The following is a 16,152-nucleotide window of genomic DNA, read 5'->3' on the forward strand; positions in this document are numbered from 1 at the left end:
CCAGCGATTCCAGCGCTTCGCGCAGCGAACCGCAGACGGTCGGGATGTCCTGCAATTCCTCCGGCGGCAGGTCGTACAGATCCTTGTCCATGGCTTCGCCCGGATGGATCTTGTTCTGGATGCCGTCGAGGCCGGCCATCAGCAGCGCGGTGTAGGCGAGGTACGGGTTCGCCGTCGGATCCGGGAACCGCGCCTCAAGCCGCTTGCCCTTCGGGCTCGCGACATAGGGAATGCGGATCGAGGCCGAGCGGTTGCGCGCCGAATAGGCGAGCAGGACCGGGGCTTCGAAGCCCGGGATCAGGCGCTTGTAGCTCTTGGTCGACGGGTTGGTGAAGGCGTTCAGCGCCTTGGCGTGCTTGATGATGCCCCCGATGTAGAACAGGCAGGTCTCCGACAGGTCGGCGTAGCCCGAGCCTGCGAAGGTGTTCTTGCCGTCCTTCCAGATGGACTGGTGGACGTGCATGCCCGAGCCGTTGTCGCCGACGACCGGCTTCGGCATGAAGGTCGCGGTCTTGCCGTAGGCGTGGGCGACCTGATGCACCACGTATTTGTAGATCTGCATCTGGTCGGCGCAGCGCACCAGCGTGTTGAACTTGATGCCCAGCTCATGCTGCGCCGGCGCGACCTCGTGGTGATGCTTTTCCATCTCGAGGCCCATCTCGATCATGGTCGAGACCATCTCGGCGCGCATGTCTTGGCCCGAGTCGACCGGCGGGACGGGGAAATAACCGCCCTTGATCGCCGGACGGTGACCCATGTTGCCTTCCTCGAAGTCGGAGGCGGAATTGTAGGGGCCTTCCTCGCTGTCGATCTTGTAAGCCATGAAGTTCATCTCAGTCGACCACTTGACGTCGTCGAACACGAAGAACTCGGCTTCCGGGCCGAAGAAGGCGGTGTCGCCGATGCCGGCGCTGGCCATGTAGGCCAAGGCCTTCTTGGCGGTCGAGCGCGGATCGCGATCGTAGGGCTGGCCGGTCGACGGCTCCAGAATGTCGCAGAACAGCACCAGCAACGGCTGGGCGGCGAACGGATCCATTACGGCCGTCTCCGGATCCGGCATCAGGATCATGTCCGACTCGTTGATCGCCTTCCAGCCGGCGATCGAGGAGCCGTCGAACATGATGCCGTCCTTGAAGACGTCCTCGTCGATGGTGGAGACGTGCTGTGCGGTGTGCTGCCACTTGCCGCGCGGGTCGGTGAAGCGGAAATCGACGTACTGGACGTCGTTTTCCTTGATCATTTCCATGACTTTGTTGATCGCGTCGGACATTGTCCTGTTCCCTCTCGCGTTTACCGTCTTGATTGTGACGCCGCCTGCAGGCGGCCTCGGTCCGTTAGATCGCCTCCGAGCCGGTCTCGCCGGTGCGGATGCGGATCACTTCCTCGATGCTGGAGACGAAGATCTTGCCGTCCCCGATGCGGCCGGTCTTGGCTGCGTTCTGGATCGCCTCGACCGCCCGTTCGGCGAGCCCGTCCTCGACGACGATCTCCAGCTTAACTTTCGGCAGGAAATCGACGACGTATTCGGCCCCGCGGTAGAGTTCCGTGTGGCCCTTCTGGCGGCCGAAGCCTTTCGCTTCGGTGACGGTGATTCCTTGGATGCCCACCTCGTGGAGCGCTTCCTTCACCTCATCCAGCTTGAAGGGCTTGATGATGGCTTCGATCTTCTTCATCGGATCACTGATCTCCTCAAACTTGAAACGCCCGCCGGGGTCCGGCTCTCGTGATCGACGTCGGCCGATCGACCTCGGCGGCGGCGGACCGACCGTCGCGACGCGCGCCCCAAACGGGGGCGGGGCGCCGCGCCGAGGCGCAACCGTCCGCCCCTGCCTTAGCAGGGGGCGTGCCACAGAAAGCAACCTTAAAAAAGGAAAGAAAAACAGAGGGATACCTTGGCGCCGGGGGAAGGCGGCGGGATTTTTGGCGCCCGAAATCAAGGCATTTGATTAATTTTTAGGCAAAGCGCGGGCGGCGGTTTGCCAGGGCGCCCGCGGGACGGTACCCTTGAGTGCGTTGATCTGTAGACGCTCGCCCCGTGCGTTCGTTCGTGCGCCCTTCCGCGTGAGGAGTTCGTCATGTCCAAAGCCGCGATCGATCCCTGGCTTGAGAAGGTATACCGCGCCGACGGCGAAGCTGCGCTCCGCGCGCATTACGACGCCTGGGCGCTCGACTACGAGCGCGACCTGATGGCCGCCGGCTATCGCTATCCGCCGGTCGGCGCGGCGCTGGTGGCACGGCGTGCGGCGTCGGACGCGCTGATCCTCGACGGCGGCTGCGGGACCGGATTGATGGGCGAGGCGCTGGCGGCGGTCGGGTATCGGCGGCTGATCGGGCTCGATCTGTCGGACGGGATGCTGGACGTCGCGCGTGCGAAAGGCTGCTATGAGCGGCTGATCAAGGGCGCGCTCGGCGCGCGCATCGACGGGGTCGAGGACGCGAGCCTCGACGCCTGCATCAGTTTCGGCACGCTCACCCCCGGACACGCGCCGCCTGAGTCGCTGACCGGCATGGTGCGGGCGGTGAAGCCTGGCGGCTTTATGATTTTTTCCGTCAGCCGCCCGGCCTGGGAAGAGGGCGGCTTCGGCGCGCTCGCCGACGATCTGGAGGCCGCCGGACGCTGGCGATGCGTCGAGCGTTCGACGGAGATCCGCGCGATGCCCTATTCCGAAAGCGAGGGCGATTTGACGGCGCGCATCCACGTCTACCGCGCGGCCGAACGGTGAGGCGCGCGTACGCCGCGCTCTTCGCGGTCGCGTTGGCGAACGCGGCGGGCTCGGCGCCGGCCGCGGCCGAACCGCTCCCCACGGCGGACGCCTATCGTCAGATCGACTTCGCAGACGGGCGCGGGCGGTTGACCGCGCGCTACGCGCCGGTCGAGCCGCCGCCGGCCGACAGCCGCGAGATCAAGGTGCTGCAGACCCCGACCGGCGTCGGCGCGGGGACTGCGGGGGCGCGGCTTCTGAGCGAGGCGGCCGAAGGATTCCGCCGCCGCGCCGAACAGGATTGCCATGACGCGCAGGCCCGAACGCTGGAGGCGTCGTCGCCGAGCGGCGACGCCGCGACGGCGGTCGAGATCGTCTGCGAAGGCTTCGACCCGGTCTCCAGCGACGGGCGCGAGAGTCCTGAGAACAGCTATCTCTACGCGCGTTTCGAACTGCTGCGCGACACGTTGGTCGTGATGACCTATCAATGGCGCAGCCGGGCCGCGCCGGCGCAAGCGGTCGTCGCGTCCGACCTGTTGACGCGGGAGGTCAAGCCGACGCTGGCGCGCCTTCGTTTGAAACTGGCCGCCCGCCTGGCCGATTAACGGGAGAACCGCTGATGCATGGCGGAGGTCAGCGCACGCGCGCCTCGTCCGGCGACGGCAAGCGGCCCGGCGATCCGGAGGCGATGGGCGACGCCAAGCTGCTTTGGGCGGTCGCCGCCAACATGGCGTTGACGGCGGGGCAGGTCGCGGGGGGATTGATCTCGGGCAGCCTGGCGCTGGTCGCGGACGCGCTGCACAATTTCTCCGACGCCGCCTCGCTGCTGCTGGCGCTGGTGGCGCGCAAGATCGGGCGCAAGCCGGCCGACGCGGGCCACAGCTTCGGCTATCGCCGGGCGGAGCTGATCGCAGCCCTGATCAATCTGACGGTCCTGGTCGTCCTGGGGTTGTTCTTGATCTATGAGGCCGCCTGGCGGCTGGTGGAGCCGGAGCCGATCCAGGGCTGGATCGTCGTGATCGTGGCCGGTTTCGCCCTGGCGGTCGACGTGGCGACCGCGGTGCTGACCTTTGCGATGGCGCAACGCTCGATCAACGTGAAGGCGGCCTTCATCCACAATCTGGCCGACGCCGGCGCCTCGTTGGCGGTCATTGTCGGCGGCACGCTGATCCTGCTCTACGACTGGGTCTGGGTCGACGCGCTGCTGACCCTGGCGATCGCGCTCTACGTGCTGTGGCAGGGGCTCGCGATGATGCCGCAAACCATTCACATCCTGATGGAAGGCGCACCCGAGGCGATCCAGCGGCCGGAGGTGGTTGACGCCATGCGCTCTGTCGAGGGGGTCGAGGGCGTCCACCACGTCCATATCTGGCGCCTCGACGAAGGCCGTACGGCGCTCGAGGCGCACGTCGTGATCGCCGATCAGGCCGTTCAGGCCGGGGATCTGGCGCGCTTGGAGACGATCAAGGCTGAACTCAAAGCGCTGCTGTCGGAGCGCTTCGAGATCGCCCACTCCACCCTCGAGTTCGAGCGCGACGGCGCAGGCTGTGCGGGCGAGACGCCCCGACGGCTCAGCTGAGCAAGGCCGCCATCCGGTCCATCGCCTCCTCGATATTCTGCGTCGAATTGGCGTAAGAGATCCGCAGATAGCCCTCGCCGAACAGGCCGAAGCTGGGGCCTGCGATCGCCGCGACGCCCGCCTCCTCCAGCAGGCGGTCCTGCAGCCCGCGCGACTCCAAGCCTGTCCCCTCGATGTTCGGGAAGGCGTAGAAGGCGCCGCCCGGCTCGACGCAGCGCACGCCGGGCAGGGCGTTCAGCCGGTCGACCGTGACGCGGCGCCGCTCGTCGAAGGCTTGCACCATCGCCTCCGCGGCGTCCTGCGGCCCTTCCAGGGCGGCGATGCCGGCGTACTGCGTCGGCGCGTTGACGCAGGAATGATCGTTGACGCACAGCCGCACTGCGCGCTCCACCAGCGCTTCCGGCCAGACCGCATAGCCCAAGCGCCAGCCCGTCATCGCGTAGCGTTTCGACCAGCCGTCCAGCATGATCGCCTGACCGGCGAGCTCCGGATACTGCAGGATCGAGCGATGCTCGCGACCGTCATACAGCATGGTGGAATAGATCTCGTCCGACAGGACGGCGACGTCCGGACGCTCCGCCAGCGCCTCGGCCAGCTTGTCCATCTCCTCGGGCGGCGTGACGCCGCCGGTCGGATTAGCGGGAGAATTCACGATGACGAGGCGCGTGCGTTCCGTCATGCGCTCGATCACATCGGACGCGGAGAAGGCGAAGGCGTTCTCTTCGCGCAGCGGAATGGGCACGGCCTTCGCGCCCGTGAACTCGATCGCCGAGCGATAGATTGGAAAGCCGGGATCGGGATAGAGGATCTCCGCCCCCGGCTCGCCGAACATCAGCATGGCGAAGAACATGGTCGGCTTGCCGCCGGGGACGACGACGACGCGCCCCGGGTCGACCTCGACGCCGTGGCGGGCGTGCAGGTCGGCCGCGACCGCCTCGCGCAGCGCCGGGACGCCTTGCGCCGGCGTGTAGCCGTGATGTCCGTCGCGCAGCGCCTTAACCGCCGCCTCCACCACATGATCGGGCGTGGGAAAATCGGGTTGTCCGATGCCCAGATTGATCACCGGCGACCGGCCGTCGGCGCGTCTGGCCGCATCCAGCCGCGCCGCGCGGGCCAGCACGTCGAAAGCGGTCTCGGTCCCCAGATTGGCTAGGTTGGCGGCGGTTTTCAGCATCGCTAGGCGCTCCCAAATACTATCCGCATAGGCTTTAAGCGCGCGCTCGTCCTTACGCAAGCGCGCGTCACTTCGGGCTTTCTAAGCGGGTCGGCTGTTTGCATGATGCGAACCCGCTGGGACAGAAAGAACAGGATTGAGCCGTTGAAAACCGTTTACACCGACCGTCACCGTCTGCGGAACGCGAAGACCGAACTCTATGGCGGGGCCATCGTGCCGCCGTTCGAATGTGCGGAGCGTCTGGACTTCATCACGCAGCGCCTGAAAGAGGTCGATCTCGGCCCGATCGTCGAGCCGCAGAGTTTCGGCCTCGACCCGGTGCGCCGCATCCACGACGCGGACTATCTCGACTTCCTGTCGATCTGCTGGGACGAGTGGAAAGCGGCCGGCTTCGAGGGCGAGGCGATCGCCGCCAACTGGCCCGCGCGTCGGATGAGCAGCCGGCGACCAAAACATATCGACGGGCTGATCGGCTACCACGCGCTCGCCTCCGAGACCTCGATTTGCCCGGGAACGTGGGAGGCCGCGCAGGCCAGCGCCGACGTCGCGCTCACCGCGCGCAAGCTGATCGCGGAGGGCGAGCGGGCGGCCTTCGCGCTCTGCCGCCCGCCGGGCCACCATGCGACCGGCGACATGTTCGGCGGGTATTGCTTCTTGAACAACGCCGCCATCGCGGCGCAGGCGTTTCTCGACGACGGCGCGAAGAAAGTCGCGATCCTCGACGTCGACTTCCATCACGGCAACGGGACGCAGGACATCTTCTACGGCCGCGACGACGTGCTGTTCGCCTCGCTCCACGGCGAGCCGGAGACCGCCTTCCCCTATTTCCTCGGCTACGCCGACGAGACGGGCGAGGGGGCCGGCCGCGGCTTCACGCTCAACTACCCGATGCCGGAAGGTACGCCTTTCGACAAATGGGCCGAGGCGCTCGACGACGCGCTGGCCAAGATCCGCGGCTATCAGCCGACCGCTCTCGTGGTCTCGCTCGGCGTGGACACGTTCGAGGAGGATCCGATCAGCTATTTCAAGCTGAAGAGCGACGATTACACGACCTACGGCCGGATGATCGGCAAGACGGGTCTGCCGACCCTCTTCGTCATGGAGGGCGGCTATGCGGTCGAGCAGGTCGGAATCAATACGGTCAACGTGCTTCAGGGCTTCGAGGATGCGGCCCCGGCGCTGAACTGACAGGCCAGGGCATGCGCATCATCTATTCCGACGCTCACGAACGCCATGTCCCGAAGCTCGATCTGGTCAACGGCGAGCTGGGCGCGCCGGCCGAAGGGCCGTTCCGCGCCCAGGCCGTGCTCGACGGGGTGCGCGAGGCCGGGGTCGGCCGCATCGAAGCCCCGCAGGATTGGGGCCGCGAGTATCTGAGCCGGATCCACACGGCCGCCTATGTCGACTTTCTTGAGAGCGCCTGGGACGAATGGGCGGCGGCCTACGGCGCGGACGCCGCAGACGCGCTGCCGCTCGCGCGCGTGCAACACGACATGCGCCGCGACCGGATTCCGCGCTCGATCGACGGCAAGCTCAGCTACTTCAGCTACGATATCGGCAGCCCGATCGGACCGGGAACCTGGGCGGCCGCGCTGAAAAGCGCGCATTGCGCGACCACGGCCGCCGACATCGTCGCGGGCGGAGAGCGCGCGGCCTTCTCGCTCGGCCGGCCGGGCGGGCACCACGCGGGGGTCGATTACTACGCCGGCTATTGCTACCTCGCGATCGAGGCGCTGGCGGCGCAGCATCTCCTCGACCGCGGCGCGAAGAAGGTCGCGATCCTCGACGTCGACTACCATCACGGCAACGGGCCGCAATCGATCTTTTATCGGCGCGGGGACGTCTTTTACGGTTCGATCCACGGCGATCCTTCGGACGAATACCCCTTTTTCACCGGCTACGCCGACGAGACGGGCGAGGGGGAAGGCGAGGGCGCGACCCTCAACATCCCGCTGCCCTTCGGGACCGGCTGGCGCGCCTACGAGCCGGCCTTGGCCCATCTGACCGAGGCGACGCGCCGCTTCGGCGCCGACGCCCTGGTGATCGCCATGGGCGTCGACACCCACAAGGACGACCCGATCAGCCGGTTCCGGCTGGAGGTAGACCACTATCCGCGGATCGGCGCGGCGATCGCGAGCTTGCGTCTGCCGACCGTCTGGATCAACGGCGGCGGCTACGACGCGGCCGCGCTGAAAGCCGGCGTCCCGGCGATGTTGGCGGGGTTCGAGGGGGCGTGATCCCGCCTCACACCGCCGCGGCGCGGCGCTTCTTCGGATCGTAGAAGGGCTTCTCCACCACTTGGGCGGCGGCCCAGCCGTCCGGCGTCTCGACCGCCAGGGTCGCGCCGAGGCGGGCGTGCTCGACGCCCACGAGGGCGAGTGCGATGTTCTGCTCCAGGCGCGGGGAGTAGACGGCGGACGTCGCCTTGCCGACCGTCTCGCCGTCGCGGCTGATCGGCCAGAAGCTGGTGTTCGGCGCGGCCAGCGGCGGCGCGTCGATGCGCAAGCCGGCCTGCTTGCGCGTGACGCCCTCGGCGCGGATGCGTTTCAGCGCCTCCTTGCCCATGAACTCGATCGGCGCGTCGAGCGCGACCAGTCGGTCCATTCCCAGTTCGAACGGGTTCGTATCGCTATCGGCGTCGGCGTGATAAGACAACATCGCCCCTTCAATCCGTCGGATCGCCGAGGTGTGGCCGGGCTTCAAGCCCAAGGGCGCCCCGGCGGCCATAATCCGCTCCCAAAGCTCGTCGCCGTAGGCCGCGTCGCGCAGATAAAGCTCGTAGCCCAATTCGCTCGACCAGCCGGTGCGGGAGACGACGAGGGGGATGTCGTCCAGCATCACCTCGCGCAACCGAAAGTAGCGCAAGTCGCCGATCCCCTCGCCGAAAAGGGTCTTCATGATTTCGCCCGACATCGGGCCCTGCAGTTGCAGCGGCGAGACGTCCGGCTCGCGGATCGTCACATCCAGCCCCGAATTGACCGCGAGGCCTTGCGCCCACAACAGAACGTCGCTGTCCGAGAGCGAGAACCAGAAATGGTTTTCGCCGAGCCGCAGCGCGATCGGGTCGTTCAGCACCCCGCCGTCGGCGTTGGTGATCAGCGTGTATTTGCACTGGCCGACCTCCATCTCGCGCAGATCGCGCGGGGTCAGCAGCTGGGCGAAGGCGGCGGCGTCCGGGCCGGTGATTTCGACCTGCCGTTCGGCGGCGACGTCGCACAGGATGGCGGTGCGGATCAGGGTCCAGAAATTCTCCACCGGATCGCCGAAGTCGCGCGGGATGTACATGTGATTGTAAACGGAAAATCCCTGCGCGCCCCAGCGCAGCGTCGCGTCGAAATAGGGGGATTTGCGGATCTGAGGTCCGAAGCCGAACTGCTTGATCTCCGTCATGGCGCGTCCTCCGGTCTGGGCGTTGTTTTGGCCTCCCCAGTGTATTTAGGAACCCGGAAGAGTTTCAGGTGCGACTCGTGCGACGGATTTTTTGTGACATACGACGAAAGGGTAAGAAATCCGGCCGTCTGCGACGGAATCGAGGCGGCGGGCCTGCCGGCGCGTCCTATAGCCGGTCCTCCATCCCCAAGGCGCGCGCGACCTCCAGGATCAGCTTGGCGCGCACGGCCTCCGCGAAGGTGCGGTTCTCGTCGGCGGTCATGACGAAGGCGCCCATGCCGCCGATCACGTCGCGCTCGTAGTGCGCGACCAGTTGCTCGGGACTGCGACCGGGCAGGCTGCCCTCGCGGTGCAGGACCAGCAACGCGTTGATGGTGAAGCCCTTCGCGACCGCATCGTCGCGCGCCGCCGTGATCGAGCGGCCGCCGATGTTCGGGCCGTCGGCCGAGACGTCGATGATCTTCCGCAGGCCGCGATAGCGGTTGGTCTCCACGAGATTGACCGAATAGTCGATGGCGTTGGAGATCGAGTTCCAGCCCGTGGCCTGTCGCGGCGCGGCGCGCAGCTCTGCGCCGAAGGCGGCGGCGCTTTCCGGGCCGTCGATCACCGTCCAGTCGACGATCGTGTGCTGCGAAAAGGGGCCGCCCCATTCGACGTAGGCGACGGCGATGCGGCCGGTCAGCCCGCCCTGGATGAACTTCATGATCTCCGGATCGGCGATCGCGTCGGCGTAGCCGTCGCGTTGCAGGGCGAGTTCCTGATTGTCGATCGAGCCGGAGCCGTCGGCGGCGAGCACCAGCTCCAGATCGACGTCGATCTGCTGAGCCGGGGCCGGGGCCGCGGCGGCGAGGAGGAGCGCGCACGCGGCGGCGAGGAGGAACGCGGGACGGACCATGATCGCTCTCCCGTTGCTGGCGACGGCAATGATATAGCGCGCCCGGATTGGCGGGCGAGGGGCGAGACATCGCGGGTCGGCGGTGCTAGCGTCCGGCGAGTTTGCGACAAACACATGACGGGAGGAATGCGGGCATGGCCGAGACGGTGACCCTGAGCCTGGAAGAGGGATTTGAATTGGCGGTGAACGCCTTTCTAGCCAACGGCTGCGACCGCCGGAACGCGGAGGCGGTCGCGCGCAACATGATGCAGGCGGAAGGGGATCGCTGCGCCTCGCACGGCTTGTTCCGGTGTCCCGGCTATCTGTCCTCGCTGAAAAGCGGCAAGATCAACGGCAAGGCGGATCCCAAGGTGATCGACCTCGCGCCCGGCGCGGTGAAAGTCGACGGCGACGGCTGCATGGCGCCGGTCGCGCTTGAGGTCGGCCGACAGCCGCTGATCGACAAGGCCAAGGCGAACGGGATCGCGGCGCTGGCGCTGACGCGCGTGCATCACTTCTCCGCCCTTTGGGTCGAGGTGGAGGCGCTGTGCGAGGCGGGCCTCGCCGGCTTCGCCTTCACCGCCTTCAAGCCGGTCGTGACGCCCGGGGGCGGCACGCAGGCGCTTTACGGCACCAACCCGATGGCCTTCGGCTGGCCGCGGCCCGGCAAGGATCCGGTGATCTTCGATCAGGCCTCCTCCGCCAAGGCGCGCGGCGAGATCCAGATCGCCGCGCGGGACGGCCATGAGGTCCCGCCGGGGACCGGCATCGGCCCGGACGGCAAGGAGACCACGGACCCGAACGAAATCCTGAAAGGCGCGCAGCTCCCCTTTGGCGGCTACAAAGGCGCGAACATCGCGATGATGGTGGAACTGCTGGTCGCCGGCCTGATCGGCGAGTGGTTCAGCTACGAGGCGGCCGAGGGCGATACGAACGACGGCGGCCCGCCGCGCGGCGGCGAATTCATGATGGCGATCGACCCGTCGAGATTCGGCGACGCGGACGGCTGGGCGCAGCACAGCGAGGCCTTCTTCGAGAAGTTCCAGTCGATCCCCGGGACGCGCCTGCCCTCAGCGCGGCGCTACAAGAACCGGCAGGAGACGCCGGAGACGGGCGTCGTCATTCCGAAGGCGCTCTACGACCAGATCGTCGAGTTGACGGGATGAGGGCTTTGGCGCCGCCGCGCTGAGAGGAGGCCGCCGCTCACCCCTCGGTCGGCCGGCAGACCGCGATCGGCTCGGCCACGCCCGGGACCTCGAAGGCGCCGAGCCGCTCCCATCGGGCGCTCGCGGGCAGCTGTGCGGCAAAGCCTTCCGACATGAGGATCGGCGTCTCGAGCCGCTTGGTCAGGGTCTCGATCCGGGCCGTGCGATTGACCGCAGGACCCATCACGGTGAAATCCAGCCGATCGGCTGCTCCGACATTGCCGTAGACCACGGAGCCCTCATGCAAACCGATTCCGAAACGGATCGCGGGCAGCTTTTGCCGCTTGAGCCGCGCGTTGAGCGCCGGCAGCCGATCGATCGCATCCCGGGCGGCCGCCAAAGCGTCGGCGCAGGCCGCCGCCGCCGCGCGTCCGTCGTCGGTCGCAAAGACGATCAGCATGGCGTCGCCGATGAACCGCAGCACCTCGCCCCCGTAGACGCTGACGGATTCGTGCACATGCTCGAAATAGGCGTTCATCAGGCCCAGCATGGCCTGTTCCTCCACCGTCTCGGTCATGGCGGTGAAGTCGCGCAGGTCGCAGTACCACAGCGCCGCCTCAATCCGCTGCCCCTCGCCGCGGCGGATCTCGCCCGCCAGCACCCGCGCCCCGGTGCGCTTGCCGAGATAGGTGTCGAGAACGGTGAGCGAGAGCTGATGCTGCGCCAGCGACTCCACCACCGGCAGCAGCAGGCGCGCCAACAGCTGGAACTTCGCGATGTCGGCGTCCGTGAAGCCCTCCGGCCGGTCCGTGGCGATGAAGAAGAAGTCCTTGCGGCCCGCGAACGTCTCCATCGGCAGGCCGATATAGTCGGTGGCGCCAGCGTCGCGCACGCTGAACAGCACCGAATGGTCGCGCGCCGGATCCAGTCGATCGAGCCGATAGCGCACGCCGCGGCCGGCGTCGCGCATCTTTTGCGCCGGGCTGCCGATGAAGTCCGGGCTCTGATAGAGCCCGTGGCCGACATTGAGGGCCTCGGCCCTCGCCTGACCGCGCATCCACAGATAGGAATAGGCGGCCTGCTGCGGATGGATCGCCCAGAGGCCGAGCCGCAGGCGCATGACCGGCGCGCCGGCCTGGATCAACGCGCGGCCCAACCCGGCCAGCAGACCGCCGATGTCGGCGGTGCGGCACCCCGGTCCGAACAGCCAATCGATCACCGGCGTCATCGACCATCCCTCCGCCGAGAGGGCGGCGATGCACGCGCCGGACGGACGCTCTGCGTCTTCCGGCAAAAGCGACAGCGCCTCCGGCGCGGGGTTCTCGATCTCGTCAGGCATGGGCGGCGCTTTCGATGGGGCGGGACAAGCCTCTCGGTCAGGCTAGCACGGATCAGCCCGCGCGGCCCAGGCTCGCCCTGTCGATCGCGCCCGCCTTCACGACCGCATAAACGGCCCGCCCGGGCGCAAGGCCCATGCGGTCTGCGCTGAGCCGTGTGACCCGCGACCAGATCGGCGCGCCGGCGTCGACCAGCACGTCGACGAAGGGGCCCTCGGCGGGCGCGAGTTCGCGCACCGCGCCGGCCAAGACATTCAGGGTGCTCGCCCCCTCCGGCCGGGTCAGCGAAAGCGTCACGTCGCGCGCGCGCAGCCGGATGCGCAAGGCCGCGCCGACGGGCAGCTTCAGCCGCGGCACCTGCAGCTTGGCCTCGGGCGTGATCAAGAGGGTCGTCAGTTCGTACGCCTCGTCGTGCCCTTCAACGCGCACCGGCACGACGGCGCCGGCCTCGTAGCGGCCTGTCAGCGGGCGCAGGTCTAGGCGCGTCGTCACATCTTCGATCGGCCCGACCGCCGCGACCCGCCCGCCGTCCAGCAGAACCATCTGGTCCGCAAGTCGGATAACCTCTTCCATCGCATGGCTCACATAGACGATGGGGACGCCGCTCTCTTCCTTGAGGCGCTCCAAGAACGGCAGGATCTCGTTCTTGCGCGGTCCGTCCAAGGACGCCAGCGGCTCGTCCATCAGCAGGATGGCCGGGTCGGCCAGCAGCGCCCGTCCGATCGCCACCCGCTGCACCTCGCCGCCGGACAACGCGCCCGGCCGACGCTCCAACAGCGGATCAAGGTCCAGCAGCCGACACACCGTCTCCAACTTCAACGCGCCGCGCCGCCGGCCGGCCCAGCGCCCGTAAAGCAGGTTGCGCCTCACGGTCAGATGCGGGAACAGCCGGGCGTCCTGGAACACGTAGCCGACGCGCCGCGCCTCCGCCGGCAGGTCGATGCGCGCCTGCGAATCGAACAGCACCCGGCCCTGGACGGCGATGCGGCCGCGGTCGGGGCGGAGCAGGCCGGCGATCATCTCCACGAGGCTGGTCTTCCCCGCGCCCGAGCGGCCGAACAGCGCCGTCACCCCGTCGCCCGCCTGAAAGTCGGCGGCGATGGTTATGCGCTCGCTCAGACGCTTTTCGACGGCGATATGGAGGGCGGGGGCGGGCGCGTTCATGCGTCGAAACCTTTGATCCGGCGGCTCGCCCGGCGCGCCAGCAGCTCGGAGGCGACCAGCGCGGCCATCGAGAGCGCGACCGCGATGACCGTCAATCGGATCGCCGCCGCGTCGCCCGACGGCGTCTGCAGAAAGCTGTAGATCGCGATCGAAAGCGTGCGCGTCTCGCCGGGAATGTTGGCGACGAATGTGATGGTGGCCCCGAATTCGCCCACGCCCTTCGCGAAGGATAGGATGGCGCCGGCGATCATCCCGGGCAGGAGCTGCGGGAGCGTCACGGTGGCGAAGACCGTCGCGGGGCCGGCGCCGAGCGTGCGCGCCGCCGCCTCCATCCGACGATCCACACCGTCCAGCGACAGCCGGATCGCCCGCACCATCAGGGGAAAGCCCATAACCGCCGCCGCCAACACGGCGCCGGTCCATCGGAAGGCGACGCTGATCCCGAAGACGTCCTGCAAGACTCCGCCGATCGGCCCTTGCGCCCCGAACGCGATCAGCAGCAGATATCCGGTCACCACCGGCGGCAGAATCAACGGCAGATGCACGACGCCGTTCAGCAGCGTGCGGCCGGGAAACCGCCCGCGCGAGAGCGCCCAGGCCGTCGCCAGCGCCAGCGGCAGGCTGACCGCGACGCTCCAGCTTGCGACCTTGAGAGAGAGCGCCAGCGCCTCCCATTCGACCGGCGTCAGCCAGTCGCCCATCAGCCGTCCGCCCCGTCGGATCGGGCCGCGTCGGGACGCGTGAAGCCGAAGCGCGCGAAGATCGCGCCGGCCTGTTCGCCGGCGAGGAAGGCCAGGAACCGCTCCGCCGCCGGACGCCGGTTCGGATCGGCGGCCGTATCGGCGGTTATGGCGGCGGGATAGCGGATCGGCCCATGCGCGTCGCTCGGTACGTTCGCCGCAATTTCCACGTCCGGATCGATCAGGGCGTCGGTGCGGTAGACCAGGCCCAAGGGCGCCTCCCCGCGCGAGACCAACGCCAACGCCGCGCGCACGTTGGCCGCGCGCGCAACGCGCGGCGCGACCGTCTCCCACAACCCCAGACTCTCCAGCGCCTGACGCCCGTACATGCCGGCGGGGACATGATCCGGATCGCCCATCACCAGGCGCCCGCGCGCGCCTAAGGCGCTCAGCAGGGCGTCTGGATCGGCGAGCGCGTCGCCCGCCGGCGCGCGGCCCGTGGGCGCGACCAGCGCAAGAGCGTTGGCCAGCAGATCGCGTCGCGTCGCCGTCGCGACCAGCCCGCGCGCCTCCGCGTAGTCCATCCAGCGCGGATTAGCGGAAAAATAAAGGTCCGCCGGCGCGCCGTTCTCGATCTGTCGGGCGAGGGTGGAGCTCGATTCGAAGACCAGACGCAGATCCGCGCCCTCTCGCTCGCCGTAGGCCTGCCCCACGGCGCTGAGCGCATCGGTCAGACTGGCGGCCGCGAACACGTAAAGCGCGGGCGCCTCCGCGCGCGCGGCGGGCGTCAGCGAGAACAGGGCGATGGCGAACGCGATGACGCGCAGCATGGCGGCTCCGGCTCGAGCGATATGGTCGTTCAGCTATATCGCAGCGTTCCGCGCCGGGGAAGAGGGCTCAAGCCAGCCGCGCAAGGCCCGCCTCCAGATCGGCGATCAGATCCTTGGGATCCTCGAGCCCGATATGCAGCCGGATCAAAAAGCCGTCCGCCTCCCATTTGGTCGCGCTGCGGATTTTCTCCGGATAGCCGGTCAGGATCAGGCTTTCATAGCCGCCCCAGCTGGCGCCGATGCCGAACAGCGCCAGGCCGTCGATCATCGCCACCAGCTTCTCCTTACTCGGCGCCTTGACGATCGCGCCGAAAAGACCGCATGCGCCGGTGAAATCGCGCTTCCACAAGGCGTGGTCGGGGTGGCTTTCAAGCGCCGGGTGAAGCACCCGGGCGATTTCGGGGCGAGCCTCAAGCCAGCGCGCGACCTCGATTCCGTTCTTCTGGTGGCGTTCAAGGCGCACCGACAGCGTCCGCAAGCCGCGGTGGGTGAGGTAAGCCTCCTCGGTGCCCGCGCAGACGCCGAGGCCGACAACGCTGGCGCGGACGGCGTCCGCCGTCGCCTCGTTGCAGCAGACGACGCCCATCATCGCGTCCGAATGGCCGACCTGATACTTGGTGCCGGCGACGACCGAGATGTCGACGCCGAGCGTCAGCGGCAGATAATAGTGGCTCGCTCCCCACGTGTTGTCGATCGCGCTGACGATCCCGGCCGCGCGCGCGGCTGCGGCGAGCGCAGGCGTGTCCTGGATCTCGAAGGTGAGCGAGCCCGGGCTCTCCAGCCAAAGCATGAAGGTCTCGGGCCGGAACTTGGCCTTGAGGTCCTCGGCGCTGATGCGCGGGTCGTAGAATTCGGTCTCGACGTCAAGCTGCTTCAGCAGACCGTCGCAGAACTTGCGGACAGGATAGTAGGCGCTGTCGCTCACCAGGAAATGGCCGCCCGGCTTGGCGTAGGCCAGGATCGTCGCGGTGATGGCGTTGAGGCCGCTGGCGCACAGAAAACTCTCGGCCGCGCCTTCCAGATCGCTCATCGCCTCGCACACCGCGCGGGTCGTCGGCGTGCCGAAGCGGCCGTAGACCATCTCGCCGCGGCGGTTTTCAAAATCCTCGATATGTTCGAAGGCGACCGTGCTGACCCGGTAGACAGGCGGGTTCACCGCGCCCTTGTACTCGCGAATGCGCCGACCGGCGTGGGCGATCCGGGTGTCGCGTTCCATGGCCTCGTCACTCCCTGGTCTTGATCGCTCTGGAAGGCCTCTTGCCCAGGACGCGGGCGCG

The 16,152-nt window shown here is 67.9% G+C and carries 16 protein-coding genes; 6 read left to right on the top strand and 10 right to left on the bottom strand.

Translation table 11 applies throughout. The features are described from left to right. The coding region (glnA, locus tag RIB45_RS00845) for a type I glutamate--ammonia ligase (protein WP_350047785.1) at nt 1-1,270 on the bottom strand (1,270 nt) is incomplete at its 3' end. Nucleotides 1,271-1,334: 64 nt separating this feature from the next. After that, nucleotides 1,335-1,673, bottom strand: coding sequence for a P-II family nitrogen regulator (locus RIB45_RS00850; RefSeq protein ID WP_350047787.1), 339 nt, complete (start codon nt 1,671-1,673; stop codon nt 1,335-1,337). 402 nt (nt 1,674-2,075) lie between these two features. Here RIB45_RS00850 and RIB45_RS00855 point away from each other — a divergent pair, with 402 nt between their 5' ends. From RIB45_RS00855 to RIB45_RS00865, 3 genes are read left to right on the top strand one after another with little or no spacing between them, the layout of a single operon-like run. After that, nucleotides 2,076-2,723, top strand: coding sequence for a class I SAM-dependent DNA methyltransferase (locus RIB45_RS00855; protein ID WP_350047789.1), 648 nt, complete (start codon nt 2,076-2,078; stop codon nt 2,721-2,723). Then, nucleotides 2,720-3,307 carry a hypothetical protein gene (locus RIB45_RS00860; RefSeq protein ID WP_350047791.1) on the top strand — a complete coding sequence of 196 codons (588 nt, stop codon included), beginning with the start codon at nt 2,720-2,722 and terminating at the stop codon, nt 3,305-3,307. Before RIB45_RS00855 ends, RIB45_RS00860 begins: the two co-directional genes overlap by 4 nt. Nucleotides 3,308-3,321: 14 nt before the next feature. Next, a complete protein-coding gene (locus RIB45_RS00865) occupies nt 3,322-4,281 on the top strand; it encodes a cation diffusion facilitator family transporter (protein ID WP_350047793.1) in 960 nt (319 codons plus the stop codon). Here RIB45_RS00865 and RIB45_RS00870 read toward each other — a convergent pair. After that, the gene (locus RIB45_RS00870) at nt 4,274-5,455 is read right to left on the bottom strand and encodes a pyridoxal phosphate-dependent aminotransferase (protein WP_350047795.1); all 1,182 of its coding nucleotides are present in this window, start codon (nt 5,453-5,455) and stop codon (nt 4,274-4,276) included. The genes RIB45_RS00865 and RIB45_RS00870 overlap by 8 nt on opposite strands. 144 nt (nt 5,456-5,599) lie before the next feature. On the opposite strand from RIB45_RS00870, the gene RIB45_RS00875 reads away from it, so the two are divergent. After that, nucleotides 5,600-6,643 (top strand): histone deacetylase family protein, encoded by a 1,044-nt coding sequence (locus RIB45_RS00875; RefSeq protein ID WP_350047797.1) that lies wholly within the window; start codon nt 5,600-5,602, stop codon nt 6,641-6,643. 11 nt (nt 6,644-6,654) lie between these two features. Beyond that, nucleotides 6,655-7,692, top strand: a complete 1,038-nt coding sequence (locus tag RIB45_RS00880; RefSeq protein ID WP_350047799.1) for a histone deacetylase family protein — start codon at nt 6,655-6,657, stop codon at nt 7,690-7,692. A 7-nt stretch (nt 7,693-7,699) separates the two neighbouring features. Here RIB45_RS00880 and RIB45_RS00885 read toward each other — a convergent pair whose 3' ends face one another. Both RIB45_RS00885 and RIB45_RS00890 read right to left on the bottom strand, forming a co-directional pair. Then, a complete protein-coding gene (locus RIB45_RS00885; protein WP_350047801.1) occupies nt 7,700-8,845 on the bottom strand; it encodes a glycine cleavage T C-terminal barrel domain-containing protein in 1,146 nt (381 codons plus the stop codon). Nucleotides 8,846-9,011: 166 nt separating this feature from the next. Beyond that, nucleotides 9,012-9,740: a DUF1194 domain-containing protein gene (locus RIB45_RS00890; RefSeq protein ID WP_350047803.1), complete on the bottom strand. Its 729-nt coding sequence runs from the start codon at nt 9,738-9,740 to the stop codon at nt 9,012-9,014. Between the two features lie 134 nt (nt 9,741-9,874). On the opposite strand from RIB45_RS00890, the gene RIB45_RS00895 reads away from it, so the two are divergent. Continuing rightward, nucleotides 9,875-10,885: an Ldh family oxidoreductase gene (locus tag RIB45_RS00895; protein WP_350047805.1), complete on the top strand. Its 1,011-nt coding sequence runs from the start codon at nt 9,875-9,877 to the stop codon at nt 10,883-10,885. A 37-nt stretch (nt 10,886-10,922) separates the two neighbouring features. Here the strand turns inward: RIB45_RS00895 and RIB45_RS00900 are convergent, their stop codons facing one another. The 5 genes from RIB45_RS00900 to metC form a co-directional block, all read right to left on the bottom strand. Continuing rightward, nucleotides 10,923-12,203, bottom strand: a complete 1,281-nt coding sequence (locus RIB45_RS00900) for an adenylate/guanylate cyclase domain-containing protein (RefSeq protein ID WP_350047807.1) — start codon at nt 12,201-12,203, stop codon at nt 10,923-10,925. 52 nt (nt 12,204-12,255) lie between these two features. Beyond that, nucleotides 12,256-13,365 (bottom strand): molybdenum ABC transporter ATP-binding protein, encoded by a 1,110-nt coding sequence (gene modC, locus RIB45_RS00905; RefSeq protein ID WP_350047809.1) that lies wholly within the window; start codon nt 13,363-13,365, stop codon nt 12,256-12,258. Next, nucleotides 13,362-14,066, bottom strand: a complete 705-nt coding sequence (gene modB / locus RIB45_RS00910) for a molybdate ABC transporter permease subunit (RefSeq protein WP_350047811.1) — start codon at nt 14,064-14,066, stop codon at nt 13,362-13,364. The genes modC and modB overlap by 4 nt, the downstream gene beginning before the upstream one ends. Then, nucleotides 14,066-14,875, bottom strand: a complete 810-nt coding sequence (gene modA, locus RIB45_RS00915; protein ID WP_350047812.1) for a molybdate ABC transporter substrate-binding protein — start codon at nt 14,873-14,875, stop codon at nt 14,066-14,068. Before modA ends, modB begins: the two co-directional genes overlap by 1 nt. Before the next feature lie 67 nt (nt 14,876-14,942). Continuing rightward, nucleotides 14,943-16,091, bottom strand: a complete 1,149-nt coding sequence (metC, locus tag RIB45_RS00920) for a cystathionine beta-lyase (RefSeq protein WP_350047814.1) — start codon at nt 16,089-16,091, stop codon at nt 14,943-14,945. Between the last annotated feature and the right edge of the window lie 61 nt (nt 16,092-16,152).

The organism is Marivibrio sp. (assembly GCF_040218065.1).
Classification (GTDB): domain Bacteria; phylum Pseudomonadota; class Alphaproteobacteria; order UBA8366; family Aestuariispiraceae; genus Marivibrio.